The following is a 26,671-nucleotide window of genomic DNA, read 5'->3' on the forward strand; positions in this document are numbered from 1 at the left end:
AGTCGGCACAGTGCTTCTTCTGACAGCGCGCCAACCAATTAACTCAACATGGTCACAACAATGAACGCAGTAGCAGATACGGCAGCGGCCAGAGCCGATAGCTGTACAATAGTTCGTAGTATTGCTTAAAATGTCTTTGAAATCATAAAGTAAGCAACTTTAACCTGTCACGTTAAGCGAGTTTACGCCGTATAAAAAGTAACATTAGACGGTGACAGTTACGGGTGGGGCAAGATGAAATAATCAGCTCCGAGTCAATGCGCCGCCAAGTAATTCATGATTGAGAATTAAAAATGCCGACCAGCTGGCTGGTCGGCATGATATTGCTGCATTAACGCTTATTGCGCGGCAGCTTCTTGACCTGCGATACGTCCAAATACGGTAATATCGGTAATGGCGTTACCACCAAGACGGTTCGAACCGTGCGTCATACCAGTTACTTCACCGGCAGCAAACAGTCCTGCAATCGGCTTACCTTGGGTGTCTAACACTCGGGTATGGGTATCTGTCATCAAACCACCCATAGTGTGGTGCACAGAAGGCTTGGCTACTAGCATGTAGAAAGGTGGCTTCATAATCGTTTTCAGGCCACCACGATGATTAAATTCTTTATCATCACCCGCTTTAGCAAACTGATTCACACGGTCAACTTGTGCCATAAGCGCTTTTTCATCGACGCCGAATTTGTCGGCTAACTCTTCGATTGAGTCAGCTTTAAACATCATGCCTTTACGGTTAAGCTCAGCGAATTCATCTTTATGTACGCTAACCACATCGGCAACCTCTTCGATCTCTGCGCCCCACAGTACATAAGCCTGCTGATTAGTTTGCGCTAGGATCGCACGGCTGATAACGTCACGACGCTCTAACTCTTCAACAAAACGATGGCCCTCTTTATTCACCACGATGGCGCCAAAGAAACGAGAATCGGCAATTAAAGAGATCACCCCAGTATCGATATGACAGATAGGATAAGTCTGAATCGACTCCATATTATGGGTTTTAGCATTTAACTTTTCGGCCATAACAATGCCATCGCCCATGATCCCACGCGCATTAGTGGTGCCATAACGACTATCTAGCTCAGGCACATATTTGGTACGCATCGCCACGTTAGCACCGAATCCGCCAGTTGCAATGACCACACCACGCTTGGCGTTGTAGGTTATCTTGTGGCCATTTTTCTCTGCTTCAACACCAATCACACGACCTTGCTGATCTTTAATCAATGCCTTGGCGGTAGTACGGGTATGGATGGGGATCTGCAGCTCATCGGTTTTTGCCATAAACTTGCTGATCCACTCTGCTCCCGTATGATTGCGTGGGATCAGACCACGTTTAACGCTGTGACCGCCGAATTGAAATAACTGATCTGGGTAAAAGTCGACCTTAATATAGTCCCTTAACCACTCGGCAGCAGGCAACGCTTGCTCGGCTAAGATCTGCACCATTTCAGGGTCGCCAAGATAATCGCCCCCTTTAAGCGTATCTTGTACAAATAACTCGATACTGTCTTCAATCCCCATTTTCTTTTGTACCCAGTTGCCTGGCACATTCATCTGGCCCCCCGTGATTAAGCTGTTACCGCCTACAGTTGGCATTTTTTCGATGATAACCACATTGGCACCGGCATTTTTAGCGGTGATTGCCGCGCTAAAACCTGCGCCTCCTGAGCCAATCACTACCACATCAAAATTCTGCTCACTGGCCAGCTGCTCATCTGCTTGGGTATTACCCTTAGCCATACCCGCAACCAAGGTCACGCCAGCAGCAGCAAGAGAGCCTTCAACCGCCTCTTTAAAAGCATTACTCGTGATTGTGGCACCACTGATACCATCTACCTGAGTGCTGTTACTAGCAAGCATGGCATCTTTCATTTCGGTAAATACCGATGCGGCTAATACTTTGTTTTCATTTTGCTTAATGACACTAATATCGACCAACTGACCACCTTTAGTAGCAGTTTGGACCTGGATCTCTCCGTGCTTACCAAAAGCAGCACCTTCACTTTTCACTATAGGTTGACTCTCTTGTGTAGAGCATCCCATGGCCAGAGCTAGAATTGCACTGGCGATAATCGTTCTTTTAATCATTGTTTATTCCTTTTTAACTCAAACCGATACTAGAAAGTAAAACCAAGGGCAACGCCATATTCGATACCGTCATTAGGCACTGAGCCCCAGCTGTCGAAATGAGTAAGATGCAATTTGGTGTAGAAAGAATCGGTAACGCTGGTTTTTAACGTTGTGATGATCTGATGGCCATAACTGTCATAACCCAGCGTGCTCATATGCTCGTCATCACGATCGATTTGGCCTTCATAATTGACAGACAATGAATGTTTTAGTCCCGCAAAAGCAAAAGGGTAACGTGCGTTTATCACGGCTGCGTAACCACTTATGCCATCGAAACTGGCCCCAGTAGGATCAAAGTGTGCTGCAGAATAGTTAACCCCTAAGCCCGCGTTAATGAACAAATCGCCATATTTACGATTAGTCGTGACCCCCAAATAGAAGTTGTCTTCCATTACGGTACGATTACTAACTAAGAAGTTTTGAACCCAAAAGTTGTACTGACTTTCAGCAATCTGCTTATCAAGCACCAGTAATGACTTCACTGTCAGCTTACCGTCTTTGCCCTGTTGAGCATCTTCGATTTCGCCAGGGTTTTCTAACTTCACATAGGCCAGTAAAGTGCCCCAATCCGCCTTGTTGAAATGAGTTAACTTCACAAAAGGCTGATCGTATGCGCCACCATTATCGGATTTAGTATCAGAGGTGTACGCCTTATAGCCCAAATCGACTGATGTAGCCGACATGGCTGGCGCCACGACAAGCGCAGCCAAGGCTATGACAAGTTGCTTTTTCATTTAAACATTCCTTAATTTTAAAATTCCTCGACATGATAAATAAATAAGCAAAATTCTTTGTGAGCTAGCTCGTGTAATAATTTTGAATAGTAAAAAGTGTGTGGATTAGAGAAGTAAAAGCACCAATTTAAAACAGCAAAAAAATAAAAAATTTAATCTAGAAAATTTGACAAATTATATTCGTGAAAATAACGTCAAAATATAAATGAGATATAAATAAAAATAACCCTAAAATATTGATAGCAGAGACTAATGCAAAAAGCATGAGTAGTTATCATCAATAGATTATTCAAACTCATGATGAATAGTGATTAAAACAGAGTAGGTTAACCATTCTATTTACTATTTTATGTAGATGTAAGAGATTTTAAACAAGAGAGCTAATTGAACAGATAAAATACAACTTAAACAACAAAGCGCTGTATTAGCGATGCAACTATTGCCATCACTAAACAGCGAGTTGTTATTAAAGGTTAAGCTGAATGTATGATGAGGCTTGCTCTAAAAAAGTTATCATCGTAACTGGTTGAATAGTGCCAATTAAGCTGTGCCGTTAAACGTTCAACCAACATCAAACCGAGCCCGAAACCACTGGAGTTATGCCGTGACAACGGGTTAACAATATCGATTCTATTACCTCGTTGAGTGATGCTAATACCTTTAGCACCGTGCTCTAAACTGTTACGCACCAAGTTATTTAACACTATGCTCAGCGGCTCTTGAAGCACTAATAATTGGGTGTCATCACAGGATAACTCCACCTCGACCTCGCTGCCTTGAGCAAATTGTTGATCATAAACAATGCTCTGCAACAAGTCGGCTAACTTTACCTGGCTTTTATCCATCGGACTACAATCAGAGCTCATTAACCACAGCAGGGTTTCGGTGATCGATTTCATTTGAGTCGTCGCTTGACTGGCATGCAATGTCGGTCCCGTTAACTGGCCCTGTTGTAAGGTCAAAATATCAAACGAAGACTGACAGATAGCGATGGGCGTGCGGAGTTCATGACTGGCAAAACGCAAAAATGATAGCTCACGTTGCTGCGCCTCTTTAAGCTGTTTAATCGAGCTGTCTAAGGCATCGACAATAGATTGAAGCTCGGCATAACACTGTTTTGGAAATCGAAGTTGTTCCATCTTTTGCCAATCATGCTGCTTTATTGCCCGACTGATCTGATGCACTGGCGAAATGACTCGGCTTTGTAAATACCATGCCAAAATAGCATTCACAGTGAAAGTCATGATAACCAATAAGCAGATGGCGGCCATATTCTTTGGGGCAAACTCTAACTCATGGGTGGCATTATAGTGCAGCCATACATAGCTAGATTTTCCCGCCTCATCTTGATGTAGCATCAAAGCATCGATGAATTTACCATCGGTATGTTGGTGCTTTACGTCATTAGGCTCTTCGGGGGGCACGCCATTATTTATCGCCTTTATCTTGGTTGGTACTGACTCCCAGCTATTAAATACGCTCAGATTTTCGGTGTGAAAGGGACTATTTCCAGCACTAGCGTATTGCACTGCAGCTTGAGCCGCATTTCTCATGGTGATCTCATGCATGCTAAACATGCCGGTACACATCATACACAGCGGGATAAAACTGTTAATTAGTAAAGTGATCGCCAAAAAGCTTAAACCATAAACCTGATAGACACGCTTTAAACTGAGTTTAGGCTTCATCGTCATCGACCTTTAAACATAGGCCTACGCCACGGATAGTATGCAGCAGTTTTTGCTCAAAAGGCTTATCGACAATTTTACGCAGTAGATGAATATGACTTCGAAGACTATCACTATCTGGCAAGCTATCGGGCCAGAGTAATCTCTCAATTTCATCTCGCTCTACTGTTTCAGGACTTCTTCTCGCCAATAGCGCCAGGATCTGCCAGCCTGTACGTGTCAACACTAATCGCTGCCCTTGTCGATGTACGCTATGTCCAGCAAAATCAAATTCAAGATCGCCAATTGTAAGCAAATTCGGCGACGGGCGCCGCTGCGACACCACCTTGAGTCGAGCCACTAATTCAGCCATAGCAAAAGGTTTAACCAAGTAATCATCGGCTCCCACTTCAAAACCAGACAGCCTATCTTGCAGGTTACTGCGCGCTGTCAGCATAATGATGGGAGCAATGATGCACTGCGCTTTCCATTTTTTACAGGCACTAATACCATCACCGTCGGGTAAATTAAGGTCGAGAATAATAGCGTCAAAGTTACGCTTTATTATCGCCTGCTCAGCCTGTGCGAGCGTCTCAGAATAATCCGTTTCGATATCATTCAGTTCTAAATAATGAATAATATTTTTAGCAAGTAGACGGTTATCTTCGACAAGAAGCACTAACATAATTATATAATTTCCAGTTGATGTGCAATGTGTACTAAATTAGCACGATTGCTAGCTGACAGCTTATTCCGCATAGATTCTAGGTGATATTCTACGCCACGAACGGTAATGTGTAATTCTTGTGATATTTCATGATTATGTAAACCTGTAGCGGCCATTTTCAATGCTTTAATCGCGGTTTGATTAAATAACTTATATTGACGGTAGGGATTTATTTGATCATGAAAATGTTCAAATAAATTCATTTGGGCTTGCTTAAGAGTAACCTCTAACCCAGTCAGATTTAGATCCTTATAATCATGTTTAGCAAGTAAAGTGAATCGACCGCTCCAAGCATTCGAAGCAAAGTTTTTCAGCGGCCAGCTGACGACCGTATTAACACCATATCGATTAAAGAGTTTTTTAGCTTTATTTGGCCGTCCACCTTCGTCAAACACATAGCAATAGGGAGACTTTAGACACAGAGCTTCGCCAAAGTTAATGTCTGTTGCGGCGACACGAGCCAGATATTGTTGATGCAGTTGTTGCACCGTCGGTGATGAAGCCAATACGCCAGCAGCACTTTGTAGCGTGCGCCGTGTCAGTAAATTGCCGCGATTATTTTCACGATAGTCTTCATAAGCACTGTTAGCTATGCCTTGGAACCAGAAGCCACCAAAGCCATGTGAGGCTATTGGCCGCTTGATATCATCGAGTACAGTACTGGCAATCGCTGGGGTTGCTTCCGCTTTCGTTATAGGCAGCTGAGTTAAACGTTCCATTTTTACACCACATACGCGCTATCAGAAACCACTACGGCGGCACTTAGCATGCACCGCATTAAACAACTTTGTTACAATTGTTAAACTGATGACGATAAGTCTACGCAATTAATGATATTGGATAAACGCTGATGGTGTGGAACTTCTAACTGCACAACAAAAACATAAATTCCCCCCAAGTTTTGACGTAACTTTGACGTGCTGCGTTTTATACTCATCGTTAGCCACGCTTTAAAAAGCTGACTTTGGCATTCGTCGAAATCTCACGATAAGCATGCGTAAAATGAGTGATATAACCCAAAATTCCCACCGCAAAACACCTTGATTAACTCATTGAACTAACTTTGGATTAGACTAAAAACAATAAATGCTCTAAATCGATCACATAAACAGATCGAATATAATTGAATGTGAAACCATCCATCCCACGCAGAGTCCGAGCAGCTAATGCATGAAGATTTTCTCCTGTAATAAACCCAATCACTCACCGATTTAACCCACCCTATTTTTATTGAAGAGCAGATCGAGCAGACCATACCGATTTCGACCCTGTCTGGTATCAGCCGTATTCCCGAAAGTCACCTAGCCGATGAAGTTCGTAGGTTATATGCCTTGGCATTCGCTATGTGATGCCCTTTGGTATATCACACACCAAAGACGCCTAAGGAAGCGATACTTGGGATGAAAATGGCCTACTTGCCGGCATGATTAACACCATAAAATCTACCGTCCCCGACATGATGGTGGTTCCAGACATCTGCTTCTGTGAATATACCGATCACGGTCATTGCGGCGTGATGCACCACAACGAAGTTGATAATGATGTCACCGTAGAAAATTTAGTTAAACAGTCGATAACCTCAACTAAAGCAGGCGCCGATATGTTAGTCCCGTCAGCGATGATGGATGGTCAAATAAAAGCCATTCGCCAAGAACTCGATGACGCGGGTTTTCAACACGTCGCCATTTTGGCCCATTCGGTAAAATTTGCCTCTGCTTTTTATGGTCCATTTAGAGCCGCTGTAAACTGTGAACTCAGTGGCAATAGGAAAGCCTACCAACTCGATTATGCTAATGGTCGTCAAGCGCTACTTGAAGTCTCATTAGACGAAGCCGAAGGCGCCGACATTCTGATGGTCAAACCAGGAACCCCATACTTAGATGTGATCAGCCGTTTGAGACAGGAAACCCATTTGCCTATAGCGGCATATCAAGTCGGTGGTGAATATGCTGCGATTAAATTTGCCGCACTAGCTGGGGTGATCGATGAGCGAGCCGTGATAACCGAAACCTTTATTTGATTGGCATCATCTAGCTCATGGACTAAAGAACCTATAGAGATAAAAAAGCCCTCAACATTTGCATGTTCAGGGCTTTTAATACTTAAAGCTTAAGGGCTAGCGACTCGTAAGTGCTAGCACAGGCTTAAGAAGCGTCTTTTGAACCACGGTTGTGGCGCTTACGCTCGTTTTCTGTCAAGAAACGCTTACGAACACGGATGCTCTGCGGCGTTACTTCAACTAATTCATCATCATCGATAAATTCAAGCGCCTGCTCAAGGCTTAAGTTGATCGGTGGAGTCAGTACTTGTGCTTCATCGGTACCCGATGCACGCATGTTGGTTAGCTGCTTACCTTTCAAACAGTTCACTGTAAGGTCGTTAGCACGCGCATGAATACCAACGACTTGGCCTTCATATACTTCGGCCGCGTGGCCAATAAACAGGCGACCACGATCTTGTAAACCAAATAGTGCGAAGGTTAACGCCTTACCTGTTGCGTTAGAGATCAGCACGCCGTTAGCGCGTTGACCAATATCGCCACCTTTAAATGGACCATAGTGGTCAAAAGTGTGGTAAATCAGACCGGTACCAGAAGTGGCTGTTAAGAACTCAGTTTGGAAACCGATTAGACCACGGCTTGGAATAACGAAATCGATACGTACACGGCCTTTACCGTCAAGCTGCATATCTTTCATTTCAGCTTTACGGGTACCTAGCTTCTCGATAACGCCGCCTTGATGTTCTTCTTCAACGTCAACGGTTACGGTTTCGAATGGTTCACACATCACGCCATCGATCTCTTTCATGATCACTTCTGGACGCGAAACGGCTAACTCGTAACCTTCACGACGCATGTTTTCAATCAAGATTGACAGGTGAAGCTCACCACGGCCCGATACGCGGAAACGATCTGGGCTTTCAGTTTCTTCAACACGCAGTGCAACGTTATGCACTAATTCCTGCTGTAGACGCTCAAGGATGTTACGTGAAGTCACGTACTTACCTTCTTTACCAGCAAATGGAGAGGTGTTGACTTGGAAAGTCATGGTCAATGTTGGCTCATCAACTGACAGTGGTGGTAGTGCTTCTACAGCGCCTACTGCACAGATAGTGTCAGAGATCTTAAGCTCACCAAGACCAGTGATTGCTACGATGTCACCAGCGTTAGCAATTTCAACTTCGGTACGGTCTAGACCCATGTAACCTAATACTTGGCCGACTTTACCATTGCGTGTCTTACCATCAGCACCAACGACAGTGACTTGTTGGTTAGTCTTAACGCTACCACGCTTGATACGACCTACACCGATAACACCTACATATGAGTTGTAATCAAGTTGCGAGATCTGCATCTGGAAGTCACCTTCCGAGTCAGCATCTGGGAATGATACTTTTTCAACGATAGTTTCAAACAGTGGCGTCATGTCGACACCCTCTTCGTCTGGATCTAAAGTTGCGTAACCGTTTAACGCAGATGCGTAAACGATTGGGAAGTCTAGTTGCTCATCAGTCGCACCTAAGTTGTCGAATAGATCGAATACTTGGTCGATAACCCAATCAGGGCGAGCACCTGGACGGTCAATTTTGTTGATAACAACGATTGGCTTTAAGCCTTGTGCGAATGCTTTTTTGGTGACGAAACGCGTCTGTGGCATTGGGCCATCAACCGCATCAACCAGTAGCAATACACAGTCAACCATCGAAAGAACACGCTCAACTTCACCACCGAAGTCGGCGTGGCCAGGGGTGTCAACGATGTTGATACGGTAATCGTTCCACTTGATGGCAGTATTCTTTGCAAGGATCGTGATGCCACGTTCCTTTTCGATGTCGTTCGAATCCATCACCCGCTCAGCGGCTTCTCCCCGAGACTCCAGGGTTCCAGACTGTGCCAGCAACTTATCAACAAGGGTAGTTTTACCATGGTCAACGTGTGCAATAATGGCGATGTTACGTAAATTCTCTAACACAAATAAACCTCTTACCATCAAAAAAATAGGGTATTACTAACAGCTTCAATAATAGCTATTGCAATAAAAAACGTGCCATTCTACTCTAGACGAGGACTCTCGCACAGGATTATTTTTTAGTCAGCTATGAATAATCATGATCATCACAGTGCGCACCAAGATGGTGAATGCACCATAAAAAGGCAAGGGACGCACCAATATGGTGCAGGCCAGATTACACCACTCCTTCCACTTATTTGCATCCCTTTATTATTCAACAGCTTAAAATATTGGCACGAGTCTCGCTTTATCTTGGTCAGTACCGCGTTAAGCGTAAGTTGAATGTTATAAGAAGGGCATCCCCTCTACCCTACACGGAGATTTAAGAATGTCAGCAGAATCAGTTTTACAACAAATAGCAGAACTTGAAGTCAAATTTGTTGATTTGCGTTTTACCGATACCAAAGGTAAAGAGCAGCACGTTTCTATTCCGCATCACCAAGTTGATGCCGATTTCTTCGAAGACGGCAAGATGTTTGATGGCTCTTCAATCGCAGGTTGGAAAGGCATTAACGAATCAGACATGGTATTGATGCCAGATCCAACCACTTTTGTATTAGATCCTTTTACAGAAGAAACCACTGCACTTATCCGCTGTGACATTCTTGAGCCTGGCACCATGACAGGTTATGACCGCGACCCACGCTCTATTGCCAAGAAAGCAGAAGAGTATCTCGTCTCTACGGGAATCGCCGATACCGTATTGATTGGCCCAGAACCAGAATTCTTCCTATTTGATGATGTAAAATTTGGCACCGACATGTCAGGTTGTTTCGTCAAGCTTGATGCCAAAGAAGCGGCTTGGAACTCTGGTACCCATTATGAAGATGGCAACACAGGTCACCGTCCATTTGTAAAAGGCGGTTATTTCCCAGTAGCACCAGTTGACTCTTCACAAGACCTGCGTAGCGCTATGTGTCTTGTGCTTGAAGAGATGGGCCAAGTCGTTGAAGCACATCACCACGAAGTGGCGACTGCGGGTCAAAACGAAATTGCCACACGTTTCAACACGCTAACAAAAAAGGCCGATGAAATTCAAATCCTTAAGTATGTAGTCCACAACATGGCGCATGCTTATGGCAAAACAGCCACCTTTATGCCTAAGCCAATTGTTGGCGACAACGGTAGCGGTATGCATGTACATCAATCACTAGCTAAAGACGGTGTTAACCTATTTGCTGGTGACAAGTATGGTGGATTGAGTGAAACCGCTTTGTATTATATTGGTGGTATCATCAAGCACGCTCGCGCACTGAATGCTTTCACCAACCCAAGCACTAACTCTTACAAGCGTTTGGTGCCACATTTTGAAGCCCCTGTAATGCTGGCATATTCTGCCCGTAATCGCTCAGCTTCAATCCGTATCCCTGTGGTACCAAGCCCGAAAGCGCGCCGTATCGAAGCACGCTTCCCCGATCCACATGCAAACCCATACTTAGGTTTTGCTGCGCTTCTAATGGCCGGTCTTGACGGTATTCAAAACAAGATCCACCCAGGCGAAGCGATGGATAAAGATCTGTACGATCTACCTGCAGAAGAAGCCGCTGAGATCCCACAAGTGGCAACCTCACTGGAAAATGCACTCGAAAACCTCGATGCTGACCGTGAGTTCCTTACTAAAGGTGGCGTATTTAGTAATGACTTCATCGATTCATATATCGCATTGAAGAAAGGTGAAGCAGAGCGGGTGGCGCGCACGACTCACCCTGTTGAATTCGAGCTTTACTACAGCTTGTAATCTGCGCTGCAGATAATGAAACCGCCTTATCATAGGCGGTTTTTTTTATTTATATTGCTATGGCGCATTCACACAGCCACAAACACAATTAATGCTTAAAAATGCATTCTTCGCAATACACTGAATTAGTCGCCAGACAACATAGGCAGTAGACTTTAATGCCTTCATTCTTATCCATCTTTGCAGGCCACATCCCAACCTAATTAGACTATCAGTCATTAGACTTTAATCTGCTTTAAAATGATTTATCTTTATGGGTAAACTGCTATGATGAGCAGGCCGTTAATTTACAGTAGAATCAATTATGTCTAGCCGCGATCCGTTTGCCAGTTACACTTGGAAGAGCGATATTTTTAGTTGCGAAAGTAACGATATCAGCACCTTTTATACGAGCTTAAAAGAGCAAGTCACTCGATTAGGTTTACTGGAGCGCAAGCTTGGCGACGCGGGACGCTACCCACTGAATCTGTACCAATCTCCGGCACAAAAATCGGGGCAACCCTCACTGTTAATTAGCGCAGGATTTCACGGTGAAGAAGCCGCAGGCCCATGGGGAATGTTACATTTCCTCAATGAACTAGAACCCGAACTATTTCAACGCATCAATCTTAGTCTACTGCCGCTTGTCAATCCGACAGGATTCAAGCGCGGCCATAGATTCAATAAGTTAGGTCAAAATCCTAATCGAGGTTTTTTGGTCGACAATGGTCGTGGCAAAAGTAATGATGACACCTCTATCGAAGGTCAAATACTGCTTGAGCACTCACAATTATTACTGGCGGCCAGTAAAGAAGGTATTTTAACTTGCCACGAAGATGTGTTGCAAAACGATACTTATATCTATTCGTTTGAAGCTAACCAAACACCAGGGCATTTCAGCCGCACACTGCGTGATACCTTAGGTGAATTTTTTCCCATCGCACCTGATAGCCTTATCGATGATTGCCCGGTAAAAGATGGCATTATCTTTAACCATTTTGACCTCTCCTTTGAAGCTTTTTTGGTTCGTTTAGGCGCCAATGTAGGCGTGTGCAGTGAAACACCAGGTAAGCAGAATTTCGATCAACGCGTTTTGGCCAATAGCGCCATGATGCAAGCCTTTATCGAGCAGGTCATTGCGAGACAATAGTCTAGCATCAGCTCAATCTAAATCGATACTATGATGGCGCCAGTAAAGAATAGATATTTCCATTTATTAATTATATATTCATCTATCGGTATTTTTTAAGGATAAATATATGAGTCAATTTCAACAGGTTTCAGTCGATAAACTGGCTAATGTTTACTTCGATGGCAAAGTGATGAGCCGCACCGTCACCTTCAGTGATGGCAGTAAACAAACATTAGGCGTGGTGTTACCCGGCGAATATGAATTCAGTACCGCTGTAGGTGAGATCATGCACGTACTCGATGGCACCCTGTCAGTATTACTTCCCGGCAGCGACACATGGCAAAGCTTTGCTGCGGGCAGCCAATTTCAGCTGGCAGCCGAGGTGAGTTTTACCATGCGCGCCCATGATATTGCTCAATATTGTTGCCAATACCTAGATTAAGCCGCTAATTACGTAGTCGCGCCGAGTGGACAGCCAACACCCTCTCCCGCTAGGCCTATTAGCGCCATACCACCTGTTGAGGTCGGCCGTGAATGGCGGCTGACCTTAATCACAACTCTTGCTCACCACACATCTCGACAGTGCCATGCGGGCAATTTACGCGATGATTTTTATGCAAAAACAGACTAATCTAAGCAAGATACCATCGTATAACAAAGGATCGCTTATGCGCACGCTACTACTTTTGACCTTACTACTTCTAACAGCGTTCGCCCAGGCGACCATTTATAAGTGGGTCGATAAAGACGGCAAGGTTCACTACTCCGACAGTCCGATGGAAAATGCCCAAGCGGTCGAACTTAAAGAAAACACCCAAAATCAAATTAAGTTGCCGCCAGTGGTGGTACGAGAGTCAGGAAGCAAGCAACCTGATCCAGTCGATATGCCAAGCTATCAGATGCGGATCAGTAGTCCATCGGAAGAGGAAACCATTCGCGATAATAACGGTAACATCACCATTATTGGCTCGATAAGCCCCGATCTTGCCAGCAACCATGTGTTAGTGCTGCTAATGGATGGCAAAGTAATAGGCCCAGCGCAAACTACAGCTGTATTTAACCTAGAGAACGTCGATCGCGGTGAACATATTTTTGAAATTAAGGCGTTAGCACAAAACGGCAAACAACTTGCATCTACTCCTCCAAGAACCGTATTTCTTCATCGAGCTAGGGTCAACGCGATACCAAAGCCTAAACCCGCTGGCGGCCAATAAATATTAATTAATTATTTTTTATTGGCTTAGCGCATATTTCAACATTATTCGTCTCGATGAAGCTAGCTTGCACCATGCACCAAATTGGTGCACCATGTTGGTGCGATCTATTTCAGGGAGTCGTAAATGCACACAGACCCTTTGCTCAACAACCTAGTGACTGCGGTCATAGTGATAAATCACGACCTAACACTCTGCTATGCCAACAGTGCAGCGGAGCAACTATTAGGCTTAGGTTGTCACCGACTCACAGAACATAGCCTAGGCGATTGCTATCAGGAGCTGAGTGTCGACACTCAACTGCTGATGAGCGCCATAGAACAGCACCAAGGGCTCACGGTCAATAGTGCTAATATCACCACCTTAGATGGTCACGCGCATATCCTCGACCTCACCCTAACTCCCATCGAAGCTGACAATGGCACCCCTCAAGGCTTGTTAGAGTTGCGTCAGGTGGATCAACAACGACGCATCCACCAGCAGTTAACCTTAGATGCCCAGCAACAAGCCGCGCAGTATCTGGTGCGTAATTTAGCCCATGAGATTAAAAATCCACTCGGTGGTCTACGCGGCGCAGCGCAATTACTCGCTCGCGAGTTAAAAGATGATGAGCAGCGCGAATTTACCGATCTGATTATTGAGCAAGCCGATAGGTTGCGTAACTTGGTCGACCGACTGTTAGGGCCACAAAAACCGACACAGCACAGCCTACATAATATCCATGAAGTGATCCAAAAAGTGCTGAAACTGGTGCAGGTCACCTTACCCAGCACTATCCATTTGATCCAAGATTATGATCCATCTATTCCCGATATCGAAATGGATCAAGAGCAACTACAACAGGCGGTGCTCAATATTGTGCAAAATGCGATACAAGCATTAGAAACTGGCGGCGAGATCCGCATTAAAACGCGCACTCAGCACCAGGTCACCATAGGAACTCTCAGACACAAACTGGTGCTGGCTTTATCTATCATAGACAACGGCCCCGGCATCAAGCCTGAGCTAATGGACACCCTGTTTTATCCTATGGTCACGGGCCGCGAACATGGCTCGGGGCTAGGGCTCTCCATAGCCCATAACTTTGCCAGATTACACGGCGGGCGCATTGATTGTGCATCGGTTCCAGGGCAAACCGAGTTCACCATTTTACTGCCGGTCAAAGGCTAAACTGTGCCCAATCAGTTAGAGACACGCGCGTGACGCCACATAATGAGTATTCAACTTAAGAGAGTAAGCGTATGACAGAAAAAGTGTGGGTTCTCGATGATGACAGCTCCATACGCTGGGTCGTAGAGCGTGCCTTAAAAGGGGCCAAAATTAGCTGTGCGAGCTTTGCTGCGGCCGAATCACTCTGGCAAGCACTAGAGCAGGCACAGCCTCAAGTGATCATTTCAGACATTAGAATGCCGGGCACCGACGGCTTGACGTTGCTGGAGCGTTTACAGCTGCATTACCCGCATATTCCGGTGTTGATCATGACAGCGCACTCCGATCTCGACAGCGCTGTTAGCGCCTACCAGGCTGGCGCATTCGAATACCTGCCCAAACCTTTCGATATCGATGAGGTGATTGGTTTAGTCGAACGCGCGCTCAATCATGCCAAGGAGCAGTCGCCTAAAGCTAAACCAGAGCCAGAAGTAAAGGCGCCAGAAATTATCGGTGAAGCCCCTGCCATGCAGGAGGTGTTTCGCGCCATCGGTCGACTATCGCGCTCCTCGATCAGTGTCTTAATCAATGGTCAGTCGGGCACAGGTAAAGAGCTGGTCGCTGGTGCGTTGCATAAACATAGCCCACGTAAAGACAAACCCTTTATTGCGCTCAATATGGCCGCCATTCCTAAAGAGTTGATTGAATCTGAGCTATTTGGTCATGAAAAGGGAGCTTTTACTGGTGCGGCAAGCGTTCGCCAAGGCCGCTTCGAGCAAGCCGACGGTGGCACCTTATTTCTCGATGAGATTGGCGACATGCCACTGGATGTCCAGACGCGGTTGCTCAGGGTGTTGGCCGATGGTCAATTTTACCGTATTGGTGGCCACTCGCCCGTGCAGGTTGATGTGCGGATCATCGCCGCGACTCACCAAAACTTGGAGGAACAAGTGAGTAAGGGGGAGTTTCGCGAGGATCTATTTCATCGCTTAAACGTGATCCGCGTGCATCTGCCGCCGCTATCACAACGCCGACAAGATATTCCCCAGTTAGCACGCCACTTTTTAGCCACTGCGGCCAAAGAGATCAGTGTAGAACCCAAGGTACTCACCCAAGCGACCGCAGAGCTATTAGCTAGCCTACCTTGGCCAGGTAATGTACGCCAATTAGAAAACACCTGTCGCTGGCTAATGGTGATGGCATCGGGACAAGAGATTTTACCCCAAGACTTACCACCGGAATTATTAATCCCCGTAATCAGTCACCATAGCGCGGCAGGATCTGGGGGCTCATGGCAGCAAGCCTTAACCCAGTGGATAGATAAACGGTTAAGCGCAGGGGATAGCGACTTACTCACCGAGATCCAACCAGCTTTTGAGCGCATCTTACTCGAAACGGCACTCAAACATACCAACGGACACAAACAGGAAGCGGCTAAGCGTTTAGGCTGGGGGAGGAATACATTAACCCGTAAACTAAAAGACTTAGAGATGGACTAGCCCCATATTAGCTACCGCCAAATAATAAAAAGCCCAGCTTAGGCTGGGCTATGTTGTAGCTCTTCGGTAGGCGCATTGCTTACCACAGATGCCGATGACTCAGGTGTCTTATCACACTCACAGGCCTCGACAGGCATTGCCGCTTGCCATAAGGCGCCTACCCATAAATTTTTACTAAATTTCATTATCTTGCTCCATTTTTGCTGACCAGTTCAAAGTAATATGCTGGCATCTATTAGTAAAATGAATATATACCATGCCATGAATGCCAAAAAAGAATGAATATACCAATCAAGACGTTACAGTATTATTTAACCTTAGTTGAAAGCGCGAATTTTACCCGCGCCGCCGAAAAGTGCTTTATCACCCAACCGACGCTCAGTAAAATCATCCAGCGCCTCGAAGACAACCTAGGCCAACAGTTACTGCATCGTAATAATCAAAAAGTTGAACTCACTCAGGCTGGTATACTACTGGAGCGTAGCGCCCGAGAAATCCTCGGTCAGTGGCACAGATTACAGGAAGATTTAACCAATTTAAGTGGGCTAAAATCGGGACATTTACGCTTAGGGGTATGCCCCATGATGAGTAGCCTGCTGATCGGCTTACTGACCGACTTTCGACAGCGTTACCCGGGAATCGAGTTACAAATGTATGAGTACGGCGGTTTTGGTTGCGAACAAGCTCTGCTTAACAACAGCTTAGATATTACTTTTACCGCGCTGCCCACGACACATGAGACCGAGCTCGCTCATCACCCCTTGACACGTTACCCTCTGCTCGCCTGCCTCCCCGAAGGCCATGTGCTGGCAGATAAAGCCGCGATCACTTGGCAAGACTTTGAAGCCTTTCCCTTTATCTTGTATAACGAAGATTTCTCGCTGGCAAAACTGATCAGGCGGCTTAGTACCAAGGCAGGGGTGCAGTTGAATATCGCTTTTCGCAGCGGCCAATGGGATTTTTTAGCCACTATGGTTGAAGCCGATATGGGAGTGGCCATTCTTCCCGAGCCTATCTGCGCTCGCCTCAGCAATAGCCGCTTAGTGTTTAAACCCATAATACCTAATTTGACTTGGGATTTAGCCTTAATTTGGCGTAAAGATCTGCCTCTTACGCCTGCTGCTGCGGCATTGTTACACTTGAGCCAGCAAGCGCAACAAGCAGCACCGTCACCCTCTCAACCAAGCAATATCGACCGTTAAACGATACCGGTTAATAATAAACCGCCCAATGGGCGGCTTATGTAAAGGCAAGACACTGACCTTAAATGGGGTCTTGGTGGATCAGTACTTCCACATCTTCAAACAGCTTACGCACCCTAGCCTCAGCCGCATCGGCAATAGCATGGGCCTCATGCAGACTCAGTTGACCATCGAGCTCTAAATGACACTGCACGAAGGTGGTCTTGCCCGACTCGCGCGTACGTAAGTCATGGAAACCATTAATACGTGGATCTTGCTCTAGGGCTTGTACGATAAGGAGCTTCTTATCGGCATCAAGTTCTCTATCGAGCAGTGACTGCGCCGAGCGATAACCTAGGTCTAACGCTTGGCGACCAATAAATAGCGCGATCAGTATGGCAAATAAGCCATCGGCCCACCACCAGCCAAATTGTGATAATACCAAGGCAAGCAATACCGCCGAGTTGAGGAGTAAATCCGACTTATAATGCAGTGCGTCGGCCTCTACAACGGTACTAGAGGTTGCCGCTACCGCACGTTTTTGCAACATCACCAAGGCAAAAGTTAGCACTATAGCGATAACCGAGACAATGATCCCCATAGTGGCATGATTGACTGGCGTGGGGTTGATGAGGCGATCGCCACCATGAAACAGGAGTAAAAAAGCCGATCCCATAATAAATGCCGACTGTGCTAATGCCGCCAAAGGCTCTGCCTTACCATGACCATAGCGATGATCTTTATCGGCAGGCACAATGGCATAACGTATCGCGATAAAGTTAACGATTGAAGCTAACGCATCAGCAAATGAGTCGGTGAGCGAGGCCAGCATACTGGCAGAACCTGAGTACATCCAGGCTGTAAGCTTGATAATAATAAGGGTGAAAGCTGTTGCCACAGCGGCGCGGCTCGCCAGCTTCACCCAAAAATCGTATTGAGAAGTGTCTTTCATAGGGTCACATTACTACTGAGTAAAGTAGGGGAAGAAACATGACCCATTGTAACTTAGTTAATGCTTAGCGGCGATCTCCTTTACGTCCCATCCCTTTAGCTAGGTTAGCTTTAAATGTCGCCTGCTGTTCTGGCGTAAGCATCTGATAGATATCATGCTGTACTTTTAACTTAGCGATGGCCGCATTTTGACGTTGTTGCTGTTTCGCTTGTACTAACGCGACCGCCTCGCTCTCGTTAAAGCTATCTGCACTCAGCAGATCTAACATTTTCGCCTGACGAACCTGACGCTCTTCGATTGAAGGACGATTTTGCTTCATGGTATCTCTATGTTGCTGCATTATCTGTTTAACTTGGCCACGCTGCTCTTCAGTTAAATCCAAACCACGAAAGAGTTTATGCATACCACCATGATGCGCTCGATATTCGCCGTGCATCTTGTGATGATACGGCGCTGCATCACTAGCTGGAGGTTCGGCAAACGCCGCTGATGACAATAAAGTGGCCGTGGTCATTAGTGCCAATAATCCAGATTTTAGGGTTAACTTATTCATAGTCTGCCTCTTACACGCTATTGCGAGTGAATGATCAATTAAACTCAAACAGAGTTCCAACATCAATAGTGTACGCCCTGCAATGTAATGCTGCTCGACAGCAAGGTAAACCTCTGTAAAGTTATTGCGCTGTTACGCTAAAATAGCCTGCATCAGCCCCTTTACGTAGACTTACATTGGTAGACTGCAATTGACACCCAAACGGGTATACTCAGGCGGTTAGCTGTGTATCAATATTCAACAGAGATTAAGGCGCATATGAATCACATATTGTTAGTTGACGATGATTTAGGTCTAGCCGAACTGCTAGTGCAGTTTTTAGAGCTAGAAGGATTCAGCTTAACCGTGGCAAACGATGGTCAGTCGGGTCTTAACCTCGCGCTGGAGCAAGAGTTTGACTTAATCCTATTAGATGTCATGTTGCCTAAACTCAACGGCTTTGAAGTGCTTAAGGCGCTACGGGCCAAGAAACAAACTCCCGTGTTAATGCTCACCGCCCGCGGTGATGAAATAGACCGAGTGGTCGGGCTCGAAATTGGCGCTGACGACTATTTGCCAAAGCCTTTTAATGACCGCGAACTCGTCGCACGCATCAAGGCGATTATTCGCCGCACCAACCATCAAGCAGATGAACAGCTGCCCGGCATCATTGAATTTGCCGACATTAAACTCGACCCCAGCCGCCAAGAAGTGACATGCCAAGACCAGCTGTTAATCCTCACGGGCACCGAGTTCAGCCTGCTGTATTACATGATCCAACATAATGGCGAGGTGATAACTAAAGAAACACTGAGCGAACAGGTGCTCGGCAAAAAACTGATGCCCTTCGATCGCAGCCTAGATATGCACTTATCTAACTTACGCAAAAAAATCCCCGAGCGTGCCGACGGCCGCCCAAGGATCAAAACCCTGCGTGGCAAAGGGTATATCTGGTTAACTTAAATGAAGCTCAGTAGTCTCCCCAACCGTATTTTTATCAAACTGTTACTCAGCTTTTGGCTGTGTAGCAGTTTAATCATTGCCATTGTTGGCCTGCTGCCATTACTGCAGCAAAATCACGATGAAACTCGCATGACCCCTCGCCTACAAGAGCTACTTGAACGCGTGGCCAATCATATTCAAACTCACCCAGAGGTCATCACCTCCGAGCGTGACCAACGTTGGCATCGCATAAAAGAGATGGGACATAAACCGGTGCGTTTCTACCTGGTGAATGAGCAAGGCCAAGTGGTCAATACCGAGCGAGTCTCTCGCGGCATGCGGCGCTTTATGTTATTGGCAGAAGAGGCCGCACGCCCCATAAGCCATCAATTTAAGAGTGAGATTTTTTTTGGCCCCCATGAGTTTAGTGTCAATGGCAGTAAATTTAGCCTCTATGGCCGAATGGCTGAGGTGCGCCCCCGGCCTTGGTTTATTTTCTTCGCCGATAACATCATCTTCACCCTAGTGCTTGCCATTGTGTTATCGGGCCTATTATGTGGCCTATTAGCGTGGCATCTAGGCAAACCGCTTCGGGCCTTAAAAGAGAGTGCCGAAGCCGTAGCCAAAGGCGAGTTAAGCCATCGCGCCGATAACAGCACCACCGCACGCAAAGATGAAATAGGCCAGCTCGCCGTGGCATTTAATGCCATGGCAGGTTCAATCGAGTCTATGGTCAACTGCCAACAACGACTCATTAGCGACATGTCGCATGAGCTACGCACACCGCTAACGCGCTTACAACTTGCCTTAGCCTTAGCCCGCAAGCGTGGTCAAGATTCGACAGAACTGGAGCGCATTGGCTATGAAGCACAGCAACTCGAGGCCATGATTGCCGAACTGCTGGAGCTGTCGCGGGTTAAGCTCAACCTAGCGGAGAATCGGCACCTACTATCGCTCAATGAAACCTTAGGCCAGGTATTAGATGATGCCGAATTTGAAGCCGAGCAACAAAATAAACGTCTATTGATCGATATCGATGAACAGCTCTGCCTACCTATTACCCCAAGGCCATTAGCGCGCGCAATTGAAAACCTGCTGCGAAATGCCATACGTTACGCTGAAAAACAGGTGAGTATCTGCGCGAGTTTACACTGGGACCATGTATGCATTGAGATTATTGATGATGGCCCAGGGATTGAGTTAGAAAGCGATTTACAGACAGTGTTCGATCCCTTCTATCGACCACAATCGGCCAGAGAGCGCGAATCGGGGGGCTGGGGGTTAGGCATGGCAATCGCTAAGGCAGCCATTGATGCCCATAAAGGAGAGATCAGCGCGAGCAATGTTGCGCCTCACGGCTTAAAAGTCACCATCAAGCTGCCGACCTAGTCGCTTGCTCATGTAGCTGCGCAAGCCAGTCGGTAAATTGTTGTTTAGTGGGGATCCGCTTGTTCGAGTGCCCCATTAGTTGGCTCAATGCGTAGCTAAACTGATAATAGGTCTGTACATCGTCACATGCCTTGGTGCCATCATCGCTGTTGATCATGGTGCCACGAATATAGTTCTTAACCAATTCATAACGATCGAACCCCGGCCGCTCACCAACAGCCAAAATCGTACTTTGATTCCAATGGCAATATTGCTCAAGCAAATCATTAAATCGATGCCGATAAACCTCAGAGGCTTGCTGTAATAACTCTTGATTAGGCATCATTCGCTCTATCACAAAACGCTTTTGAGCTAACACATCATGTAGGCGCTGGCAGTGATGAAACAGATAGCATTCAAAGGGATCGCTATATTGTTGTTGGTCACGCTCGGCCGCGAGCAACCAATCTTGGTATTGAGCACAAGCCACTGCCACCACTAAATCTGCCTCTGTGGTGAAATGGTTATAGATGGTACCCTTGGATATCTGACTCGCAGCAACCAGATGAGAGCGACACAAATCAAAGCTCTGATGCCCCCTAAGGCTGCGCTGTGCAACCTCAACAAGATAATCCTCTCTTTGTTCCCAGCTACTCATAGCGACCCCATCACATTTCGACAAACATAAACATTGCAACTTCACAATCAAACGATAACAGTGTTTATGGCAACTCGATATTGAGTAATACTGATACCACTATGAGCAAAGCCAATACCCCATGTTAAAAATCGAATTACTCGAGAGCTTTATCGCGGTGGCGGAATGCGGCAACTTGTCTAAAGCTGCCGATAAGATCTGCCGCACCCAGTCAACCTTAAGCCTACAGATTAAAAAACTGGAAGAGAGTGTCGGCCAGCCACTATTGCTGCGCGATAACAAAGGAGTCACCCTCACTGAGTCGGGCAATACCTTACTCAACTACGCTTACAAGATGATGCAGCTCAACTCGCAGGCGTTGGATGAGCTTAAAGAGTGCCAAAACCGTGAAATTATTCGCCTTGGGGTGCCGACCGATTATATTAAGCGCTACCTCAGCAGTTGTTTGCTCGAGTTTATTCGCGAATTTACCTGCATAGAACTGGTCATCGATACCGATGTCAGTGGCAACCTGTATAAACGCCTGCAACAAGGGGAGTTTGATCTCATCGTCGCTACACACTGGCAGCCACCCGTTCAAGGCGAGCTGTTATTTGAGCGTCGATTTCATTGGGCCGCCGCTAAAAATGGTAATGCCCATAAACGAGCGACGATTCCGATGGCACTGTACCCCGAAAATTGCCCCATCCGGGCACAGGTTTTTGCCAATCATCAGCTCACCATGCGGCCTATCAATGTATTGTTATCAACGCCCTCGCCACAAGCCTTGTGCATGGCGGTAGAGAACGATCTGACTATCGCGCCTATTGCCGAGTTTCGCATCAACGACAATATGCAGATATTAGATCCACTCGAACACGGCCTACCCGTGTTGCCTGTGTTCAATGAGGCTCTGTACCTCAACCCTGATACGCAAACCGATGCCACGCTGCAACTTATTACCCTAATTAAGGCCAATGTTGAAAACTTGGCAGAGGCATGCGCTCACTAGCAAGCAACCACTATTGGCATCGTTTAGACAAAGAAAAAGCCTCTTAGGCAAGGAAATGACCAAGAGGCTTAATTAACTTTAACATCATTGCTGCTGGAGTCACACTGCGATTTCCCCCTCAGAAAGTCACAGCTTACCAGGAGAATACTCTCTGTGCTGCGACCCAAAATTATTGGGGGGAATAGAGATAGAACAGTGACCCATGTTTCAATGAGTCACTGGGCCAATATTACTCTTGGTGCTTATCAAACTTGAAGGTATGACAGTTGCTGCATAATGGCTTTTTAGCTTTATGCTCGCCATGACACTCTTGGCAAGGTAAGTCTTTGCCATAGTGCAGGTTATTATGGGGATTCTGCCACTTATCCTCTTCACTGCGCGCCGTTTGCTCGGCTAGGTCGTCGATATCGTGACACTGCAAACAAGCTTGATCAGACGGGAACTGCTTAATCCCCTTGTCATGGCACACCTTACAATCTTTACCGATCACCTCTTTATGCCAAGCACGCTGCTCGATCGCTTGAGCAGAGAGACTCACCAAGCCACCTAAGACCAGTGCGAGTACAATATTAAATTTTTTCATTATTGATTCCTCTAATTAACCGATCGACTTAAGCTTGCATCATGGTGCGTGCAGCGGTCATGCCCATTACCATACACTCAGGGATCGAGCAGCTGCCTAAACGGCTCACACCGTGAATACCGCCACACACCTCACCTGCTGCGTATAAGCCAGGAATTGATTGGCCCGTAAAGCTATCTTTGACTTCAGCATTAACATTGACCTGCACACCACCTTGGCAGTAATGCACTTTTGGCCATAGACGAACCACGGTAAATGGCGCCTCGATAAACTTATCTTTGGCTTTGGTCATGTTTTTACCGAACTGCTTATCGTCGCCAGACTTAACGTAACTGTTGTACTCTTCAATCTGTGCTTTAAGCGGTTGCAACGGCACATCGAAATGCTTGGCTAACTCTTCAATGGTGTCGAACTTCCAACCCACGTTGTACTTGATCACCTTCTTAGTATTGGGATGCTGCTTAGAATCCTTATAGCTGGTGATCAAAATTGGCGGCAGTGGATTACCCTTTTCATCGCGACAAGCCAGCTCAGCATCGGCACGGGTCTTACGGTCGGCAATTTCGTTCATAAAACGCTTACCGGTTAGGCGGTTAATCGCCATTGAATGCGGGAAGTTATAAATAGAATAATTCGATACATAACCAAAACCACCTTCATCAGGCGATGCCCAAGGACCAGACTGAATGTGTGCCAGGTGCACAGGGATAGCGCCCAAACGGAACATCTCGTACATCCCTTCACCGGTTGCGCCCGGTGCGTTAGTACAACCCACTTCAGAGGTTAAAGTGGGATCTTGCGCCATACGTAAGTCAACGTTTTGCGCAAAGCCACCTGTGGCCATAATAACGCCTCGCTTAGCACGAATATTCAGCACATCACCGGGTTGGTCTTCACCAAAATGATAGTTCTGGCGCATTTTAACGCCAACCACTTTCCCTTTTTCACCCACTAAAAAGCCTTCAAACTTAGAACGGTTATGAGTTTTAACACCAATGCGCTGACACTCTTTATAAAGCGGTTGGGTAATACCTGCGCCGCAGCTCACCGTGGTCTGATAGGTTCGCGCAACGGAGTGACCACCGAGCTGTTGAAGGTAGGGATGATACTCAGCGCCAGCATCAATCGTCATCTGTAAGGCTTCAACGGCATGAGAGGCCACATGGCGTAACAGCGCTTCATCAGCAATACCACGGCCAGACTTTAACTGGTCGCCGACCATGCGGTCGACCGAATCTTGTACACCCTCTTTTTTCTGCATCGGCGTACCAGGCGCAGCAAAAAGACCACCGTTAATGGCGGAGTTACCACCAAAGTAAGACATCTTCTCAAAGATATGGACATCTTTAGCGCCCTTGCGGGTGGCTTCGATCGCCGCCGCTAAGCCAGCAAAGCCTGAACCTATGATCAGCACTTCAACTTCTTTGTCCCATGTCACACCGTCAGCTTTCTCAGAAACCGCCATTGCAGGCGCTGCCATTGCGACACCCGCCGCGGCACCCAGCCCTTTAATGAAATTACGGCGTCCTAGCAGATCTACATTACTCATCTGTTATCACCCTTATGATTTATTCGACAGCATCATCATAGGGCTGGAATCCGTTCCAAAACGGGAGTTAATCAACAGTTACCTTTAAAACAAGCTAGCAACATTTTAAAAGTGGTAACTGGCTTCAAATTTAATCGAAACCACTACTTTGGCAGTCTTTTGGAATCGATTCCAAATCCGACTATCGGTGGCGACGCAGCAGAAAAGCCAAGCATAATGAGGCGTCATCATTGTCAACAGCCAAGTTAAGCAATCACGGTATGAGAGAACATCTTAGATAAGCATGAATAAAAAATGACTAAGCTCAGCCGTCACGCTCAGTCATTGCAAAACAGGATAAAAGCCAACCTAGGATCCATCTGGCTGGCGGGGCCAGAAAATAATAAGCCCAATACCAAACAGAAGTTGGCATTGGGCTTTGAGCGGCTAACAGCTAATTGAGTTTAGCGCCTTAAGACCTTAAACCTTATGGTTTAGCTCTTAAGACTCAAGACTTAAAACTTAAAACTTAAAACTTAAAACTTAAAACTTAAAAATAGTAACCAAAGTTAATATTAACTCGTTTATCCCAGCTATCGCCCATCTCAGGCAGGCCGACATGGCTGTTATCGCCAGTCGACGCGTACATATTCTTACCCAAAATAAAGTCAATCATGGTGTAAGTCGGGCCCGCAGCAAGGGCGACGCCAGTGACATTTTGATAACTGGTGTCATAGCTGTCGTCATCGACATCTGGGGTGACCATGCCAAAGTCGTTATATAACTTAATGCTGCCCCAATCGGTATCTAACGTCTTGGCGACGTTGACGCTATACGCTTGCGCTTTAGCTGCAATTTCATACTGATAATTATAAGCGGACACCGCAATCTTATTGCTATCAACCGCATCGGCAGCGTCGTATTCATACTGCATCACCTGCAGTTGCAGGTTCCAGCCGTTATAGCTGCTATCCATATGTAACGCGACAGCGTAGCGATCGCCATTATTGCCAGTATTACTGTTATAGATTTGACCGAATTCGACTGAACCACCTAGGCGAGTTTGACCACCAGCATAGGTTATCTCATACATCTGACGTAGATTAAGCTGATTAGTCTCTTGGTTAACATATTCGATGCCATTAACCACACCCGAATACAGATCGGTCGCATAGCGCTGATTGTTGCTGGCGGCATATTCGGCATTTTTAAAGAATGCCATTTCAGTGTTCCACGCGCCGCTAGAATAGGCAGCCTTAACCCCTAAATCATAATCATCTTCGAAACCCAGGTAATATGGCACGCCAAACCAAAAGCTATTTGAAATAAACCCTGGGTTACCAAAAGGCACTTGGGTGACACCCAATTGCAATTGCCATTGTGGATTTACATCATAAAAACCATAGCCGTAACGCAACATATTCCAGCCATCTAAAAAGCGATATTCGCTGGCCAGTCCCCAATCGCCTAACTTGCCGTCAAACTTGATGGCAGCCATATCGAAAGTAAAATCACCCAACTTGTCTTTAGAGGCTTGATCATAATCTTTGTAGGCATAATTGACTCTGACGGTACCAGAGACGTTAATACCATCTTCAGCCCCCGTTGCTTGTACATCTGTGATGACGAGGGAGGTTGGCACTAACAGCGCCAACAGTAATGCTTTGGAAATGTTCATCATTCAACCAACTTGTTTGTGTAGTGATAGTGACATAAGAGGAGTTTTGATTTAACCAGCCTAAGTGATACCCATCCATAAATTACTGAGTTAATGTAATGGGGAAACCACCGAGCCTGAGTCAAATCACCTGTCGCTGTGCTAGCCTAATTCATTAAATTAAAGGCTAAGGTTGAGTGACAACACAAGTTAATGCCGAGTCGTTGGGTCAATATATGCAGTGCTCACTACCTACATTGATGCAATGACTAATCCCATTCAAACAACACATAGC

23 protein-coding genes and 1 pseudogene are annotated in these 26,671 nt (G+C 46.2%); 11 read left to right on the forward strand and 13 right to left on the reverse strand.

Translation table 11 applies throughout. The features are described from left to right. Positions 1–338: 338 nt before the first annotated feature. From AC5YBX_RS16290 to AC5YBX_RS16310, 5 genes are all read right to left on the reverse strand, one after another. The gene (locus tag AC5YBX_RS16290; protein ID WP_494524066.1) at positions 339–2,093 is read right to left on the reverse strand and encodes a flavocytochrome c; all 1,755 of its coding nucleotides are present in this window, start codon (positions 2,091–2,093) and stop codon (positions 339–341) included. Between the two features lie 29 nt (positions 2,094–2,122). Then, positions 2,123–2,869, reverse strand: a complete 747-nt coding sequence (locus AC5YBX_RS16295) for an outer membrane protein OmpK (protein ID WP_494524067.1) — start codon at positions 2,867–2,869, stop codon at positions 2,123–2,125. A 473-nt stretch (positions 2,870–3,342) separates the two neighbouring features. Next, positions 3,343–4,557, reverse strand: coding sequence for a sensor histidine kinase (locus tag AC5YBX_RS16300; RefSeq protein WP_494524068.1), 1,215 nt, complete (start codon positions 4,555–4,557; stop codon positions 3,343–3,345). Next, the gene (locus AC5YBX_RS16305) at positions 4,547–5,221 is read right to left on the reverse strand and encodes a response regulator transcription factor (RefSeq protein ID WP_220062291.1); all 675 of its coding nucleotides are present in this window, start codon (positions 5,219–5,221) and stop codon (positions 4,547–4,549) included. The genes AC5YBX_RS16300 and AC5YBX_RS16305 overlap by 11 nt, the downstream gene beginning before the upstream one ends. A gap of 2 nt (positions 5,222–5,223) precedes the next feature. After that, positions 5,224–5,982 carry a helix-turn-helix domain-containing protein gene (locus AC5YBX_RS16310; RefSeq protein ID WP_494524069.1) on the reverse strand — a complete coding sequence of 253 codons (759 nt, stop codon included), beginning with the start codon at positions 5,980–5,982 and terminating at the stop codon, positions 5,224–5,226. A gap of 480 nt (positions 5,983–6,462) precedes the next feature. Between AC5YBX_RS16310 and hemB the strand changes: the two are divergent. After that, positions 6,463–7,280: pseudogene (gene hemB / locus AC5YBX_RS16315) on the forward strand (porphobilinogen synthase); the annotation flags it as partial. A 127-nt stretch (positions 7,281–7,407) separates the two neighbouring features. Here hemB and typA read toward each other — a convergent pair. Continuing rightward, positions 7,408–9,234 carry a translational GTPase TypA gene (gene typA / locus AC5YBX_RS16320; RefSeq protein WP_475515131.1) on the reverse strand — a complete coding sequence of 609 codons (1,827 nt, stop codon included), beginning with the start codon at positions 9,232–9,234 and terminating at the stop codon, positions 7,408–7,410. A 367-nt stretch (positions 9,235–9,601) separates the two neighbouring features. Here typA and glnA point away from each other — a divergent pair, with 367 nt between their 5' ends. The 6 genes from glnA to glnG all read left to right on the forward strand — a co-directional run bounded on the left by glnA (position 9,602) and on the right by glnG (position 15,984). After that, positions 9,602–11,011, forward strand: coding sequence for a glutamate--ammonia ligase (glnA, locus tag AC5YBX_RS16325; protein WP_475515132.1), 1,410 nt, complete (start codon positions 9,602–9,604; stop codon positions 11,009–11,011). A gap of 304 nt (positions 11,012–11,315) precedes the next feature. Next, entirely contained in the window at positions 11,316–12,140 is an 825-nt protein-coding gene (locus tag AC5YBX_RS16330) for an N-acetyl-ornithine deacetylase (RefSeq protein WP_494520671.1), read from the forward strand. Between the two features lie 109 nt (positions 12,141–12,249). Further along, on the forward strand, positions 12,250–12,564 hold the full coding sequence (ppnP, locus tag AC5YBX_RS16335; RefSeq protein WP_494520670.1) for a pyrimidine/purine nucleoside phosphorylase: 315 nt from the start codon (positions 12,250–12,252) through the stop codon (positions 12,562–12,564). Between the two features lie 226 nt (positions 12,565–12,790). Continuing rightward, complete coding sequence (locus tag AC5YBX_RS16340; RefSeq protein WP_494520669.1) at positions 12,791–13,336, forward strand: DUF4124 domain-containing protein; 546 nt, start codon at positions 12,791–12,793, stop codon at positions 13,334–13,336. Between the two features lie 126 nt (positions 13,337–13,462). Next, positions 13,463–14,506 (forward strand): nitrogen regulation protein NR(II), encoded by a 1,044-nt coding sequence (gene glnL, locus AC5YBX_RS16345; RefSeq protein ID WP_494520668.1) that lies wholly within the window; start codon positions 13,463–13,465, stop codon positions 14,504–14,506. A 71-nt stretch (positions 14,507–14,577) separates the two neighbouring features. Beyond that, on the forward strand, positions 14,578–15,984 hold the full coding sequence (gene glnG, locus AC5YBX_RS16350; protein ID WP_494524070.1) for a nitrogen regulation protein NR(I): 1,407 nt from the start codon (positions 14,578–14,580) through the stop codon (positions 15,982–15,984). A gap of 38 nt (positions 15,985–16,022) precedes the next feature. On the opposite strand, the gene AC5YBX_RS16355 is transcribed toward glnG, so the two are convergent. Beyond that, entirely contained in the window at positions 16,023–16,169 is a 147-nt protein-coding gene (locus AC5YBX_RS16355) for a hypothetical protein (protein ID WP_494520666.1), read from the reverse strand. 93 nt (positions 16,170–16,262) lie between these two features. Here AC5YBX_RS16355 and AC5YBX_RS16360 point away from each other — a divergent pair, with 93 nt between their 5' ends. Beyond that, positions 16,263–17,186 carry a LysR family transcriptional regulator gene (locus AC5YBX_RS16360; RefSeq protein WP_494524071.1) on the forward strand — a complete coding sequence of 308 codons (924 nt, stop codon included), beginning with the start codon at positions 16,263–16,265 and terminating at the stop codon, positions 17,184–17,186. Positions 17,187–17,247: 61 nt separating this feature from the next. On the opposite strand, the gene fieF is transcribed toward AC5YBX_RS16360, so the two are convergent. Next, positions 17,248–18,117: a cation efflux pump FieF gene (gene fieF / locus AC5YBX_RS16365; protein ID WP_494520664.1), complete on the reverse strand. Its 870-nt coding sequence runs from the start codon at positions 18,115–18,117 to the stop codon at positions 17,248–17,250. A 64-nt stretch (positions 18,118–18,181) separates the two neighbouring features. Next, entirely contained in the window at positions 18,182–18,670 is a 489-nt protein-coding gene (locus tag AC5YBX_RS16370; RefSeq protein WP_494520663.1) for a Spy/CpxP family protein refolding chaperone, read from the reverse strand. Between the two features lie 258 nt (positions 18,671–18,928). Here AC5YBX_RS16370 and AC5YBX_RS16375 point away from each other — a divergent pair, with 258 nt between their 5' ends. Together AC5YBX_RS16375 and AC5YBX_RS16380 are read left to right on the forward strand one after the other, a co-directional pair. Beyond that, on the forward strand, positions 18,929–19,612 hold the full coding sequence (locus AC5YBX_RS16375) for a response regulator (RefSeq protein ID WP_494520662.1): 684 nt from the start codon (positions 18,929–18,931) through the stop codon (positions 19,610–19,612). Further along, on the forward strand, positions 19,613–20,980 hold the full coding sequence (locus AC5YBX_RS16380) for an ATP-binding protein (RefSeq protein WP_494524072.1): 1,368 nt from the start codon (positions 19,613–19,615) through the stop codon (positions 20,978–20,980). Here AC5YBX_RS16380 and AC5YBX_RS16385 read toward each other — a convergent pair. Further along, positions 20,964–21,617 carry a TetR/AcrR family transcriptional regulator gene (locus AC5YBX_RS16385; RefSeq protein ID WP_494520660.1) on the reverse strand — a complete coding sequence of 218 codons (654 nt, stop codon included), beginning with the start codon at positions 21,615–21,617 and terminating at the stop codon, positions 20,964–20,966. The two genes, AC5YBX_RS16380 and AC5YBX_RS16385, sit on opposite strands and share 17 nt — an antisense overlap. A 121-nt stretch (positions 21,618–21,738) precedes the next feature. Between AC5YBX_RS16385 and AC5YBX_RS16390 the strand changes: the two genes are divergently transcribed. After that, a complete protein-coding gene (locus AC5YBX_RS16390; protein ID WP_494520659.1) occupies positions 21,739–22,608 on the forward strand; it encodes a LysR family transcriptional regulator in 870 nt (289 codons plus the stop codon). A gap of 229 nt (positions 22,609–22,837) precedes the next feature. Here the strand turns inward: AC5YBX_RS16390 and ardB are convergent, their stop codons facing one another. From ardB to AC5YBX_RS16405, 3 genes are all read right to left on the reverse strand, one after another. Continuing rightward, the gene (gene ardB, locus AC5YBX_RS16395; RefSeq protein ID WP_494520658.1) at positions 22,838–23,191 is read right to left on the reverse strand and encodes an acrylate reductase cytochrome subunit ArdB; all 354 of its coding nucleotides are present in this window, start codon (positions 23,189–23,191) and stop codon (positions 22,838–22,840) included. Between the two features lie 28 nt (positions 23,192–23,219). After that, positions 23,220–24,740: an acrylate reductase flavoprotein subunit ArdA gene (gene ardA, locus AC5YBX_RS16400; RefSeq protein WP_494524073.1), complete on the reverse strand. Its 1,521-nt coding sequence runs from the start codon at positions 24,738–24,740 to the stop codon at positions 23,220–23,222. Between the two features lie 529 nt (positions 24,741–25,269). Continuing rightward, positions 25,270–26,400, reverse strand: a complete 1,131-nt coding sequence (locus AC5YBX_RS16405; protein WP_494524074.1) for a hypothetical protein — start codon at positions 26,398–26,400, stop codon at positions 25,270–25,272. Positions 26,401–26,671: the final 271 nt, after the last annotated feature.

This window comes from Shewanella sp. 492 (genome assembly GCF_059338445.1).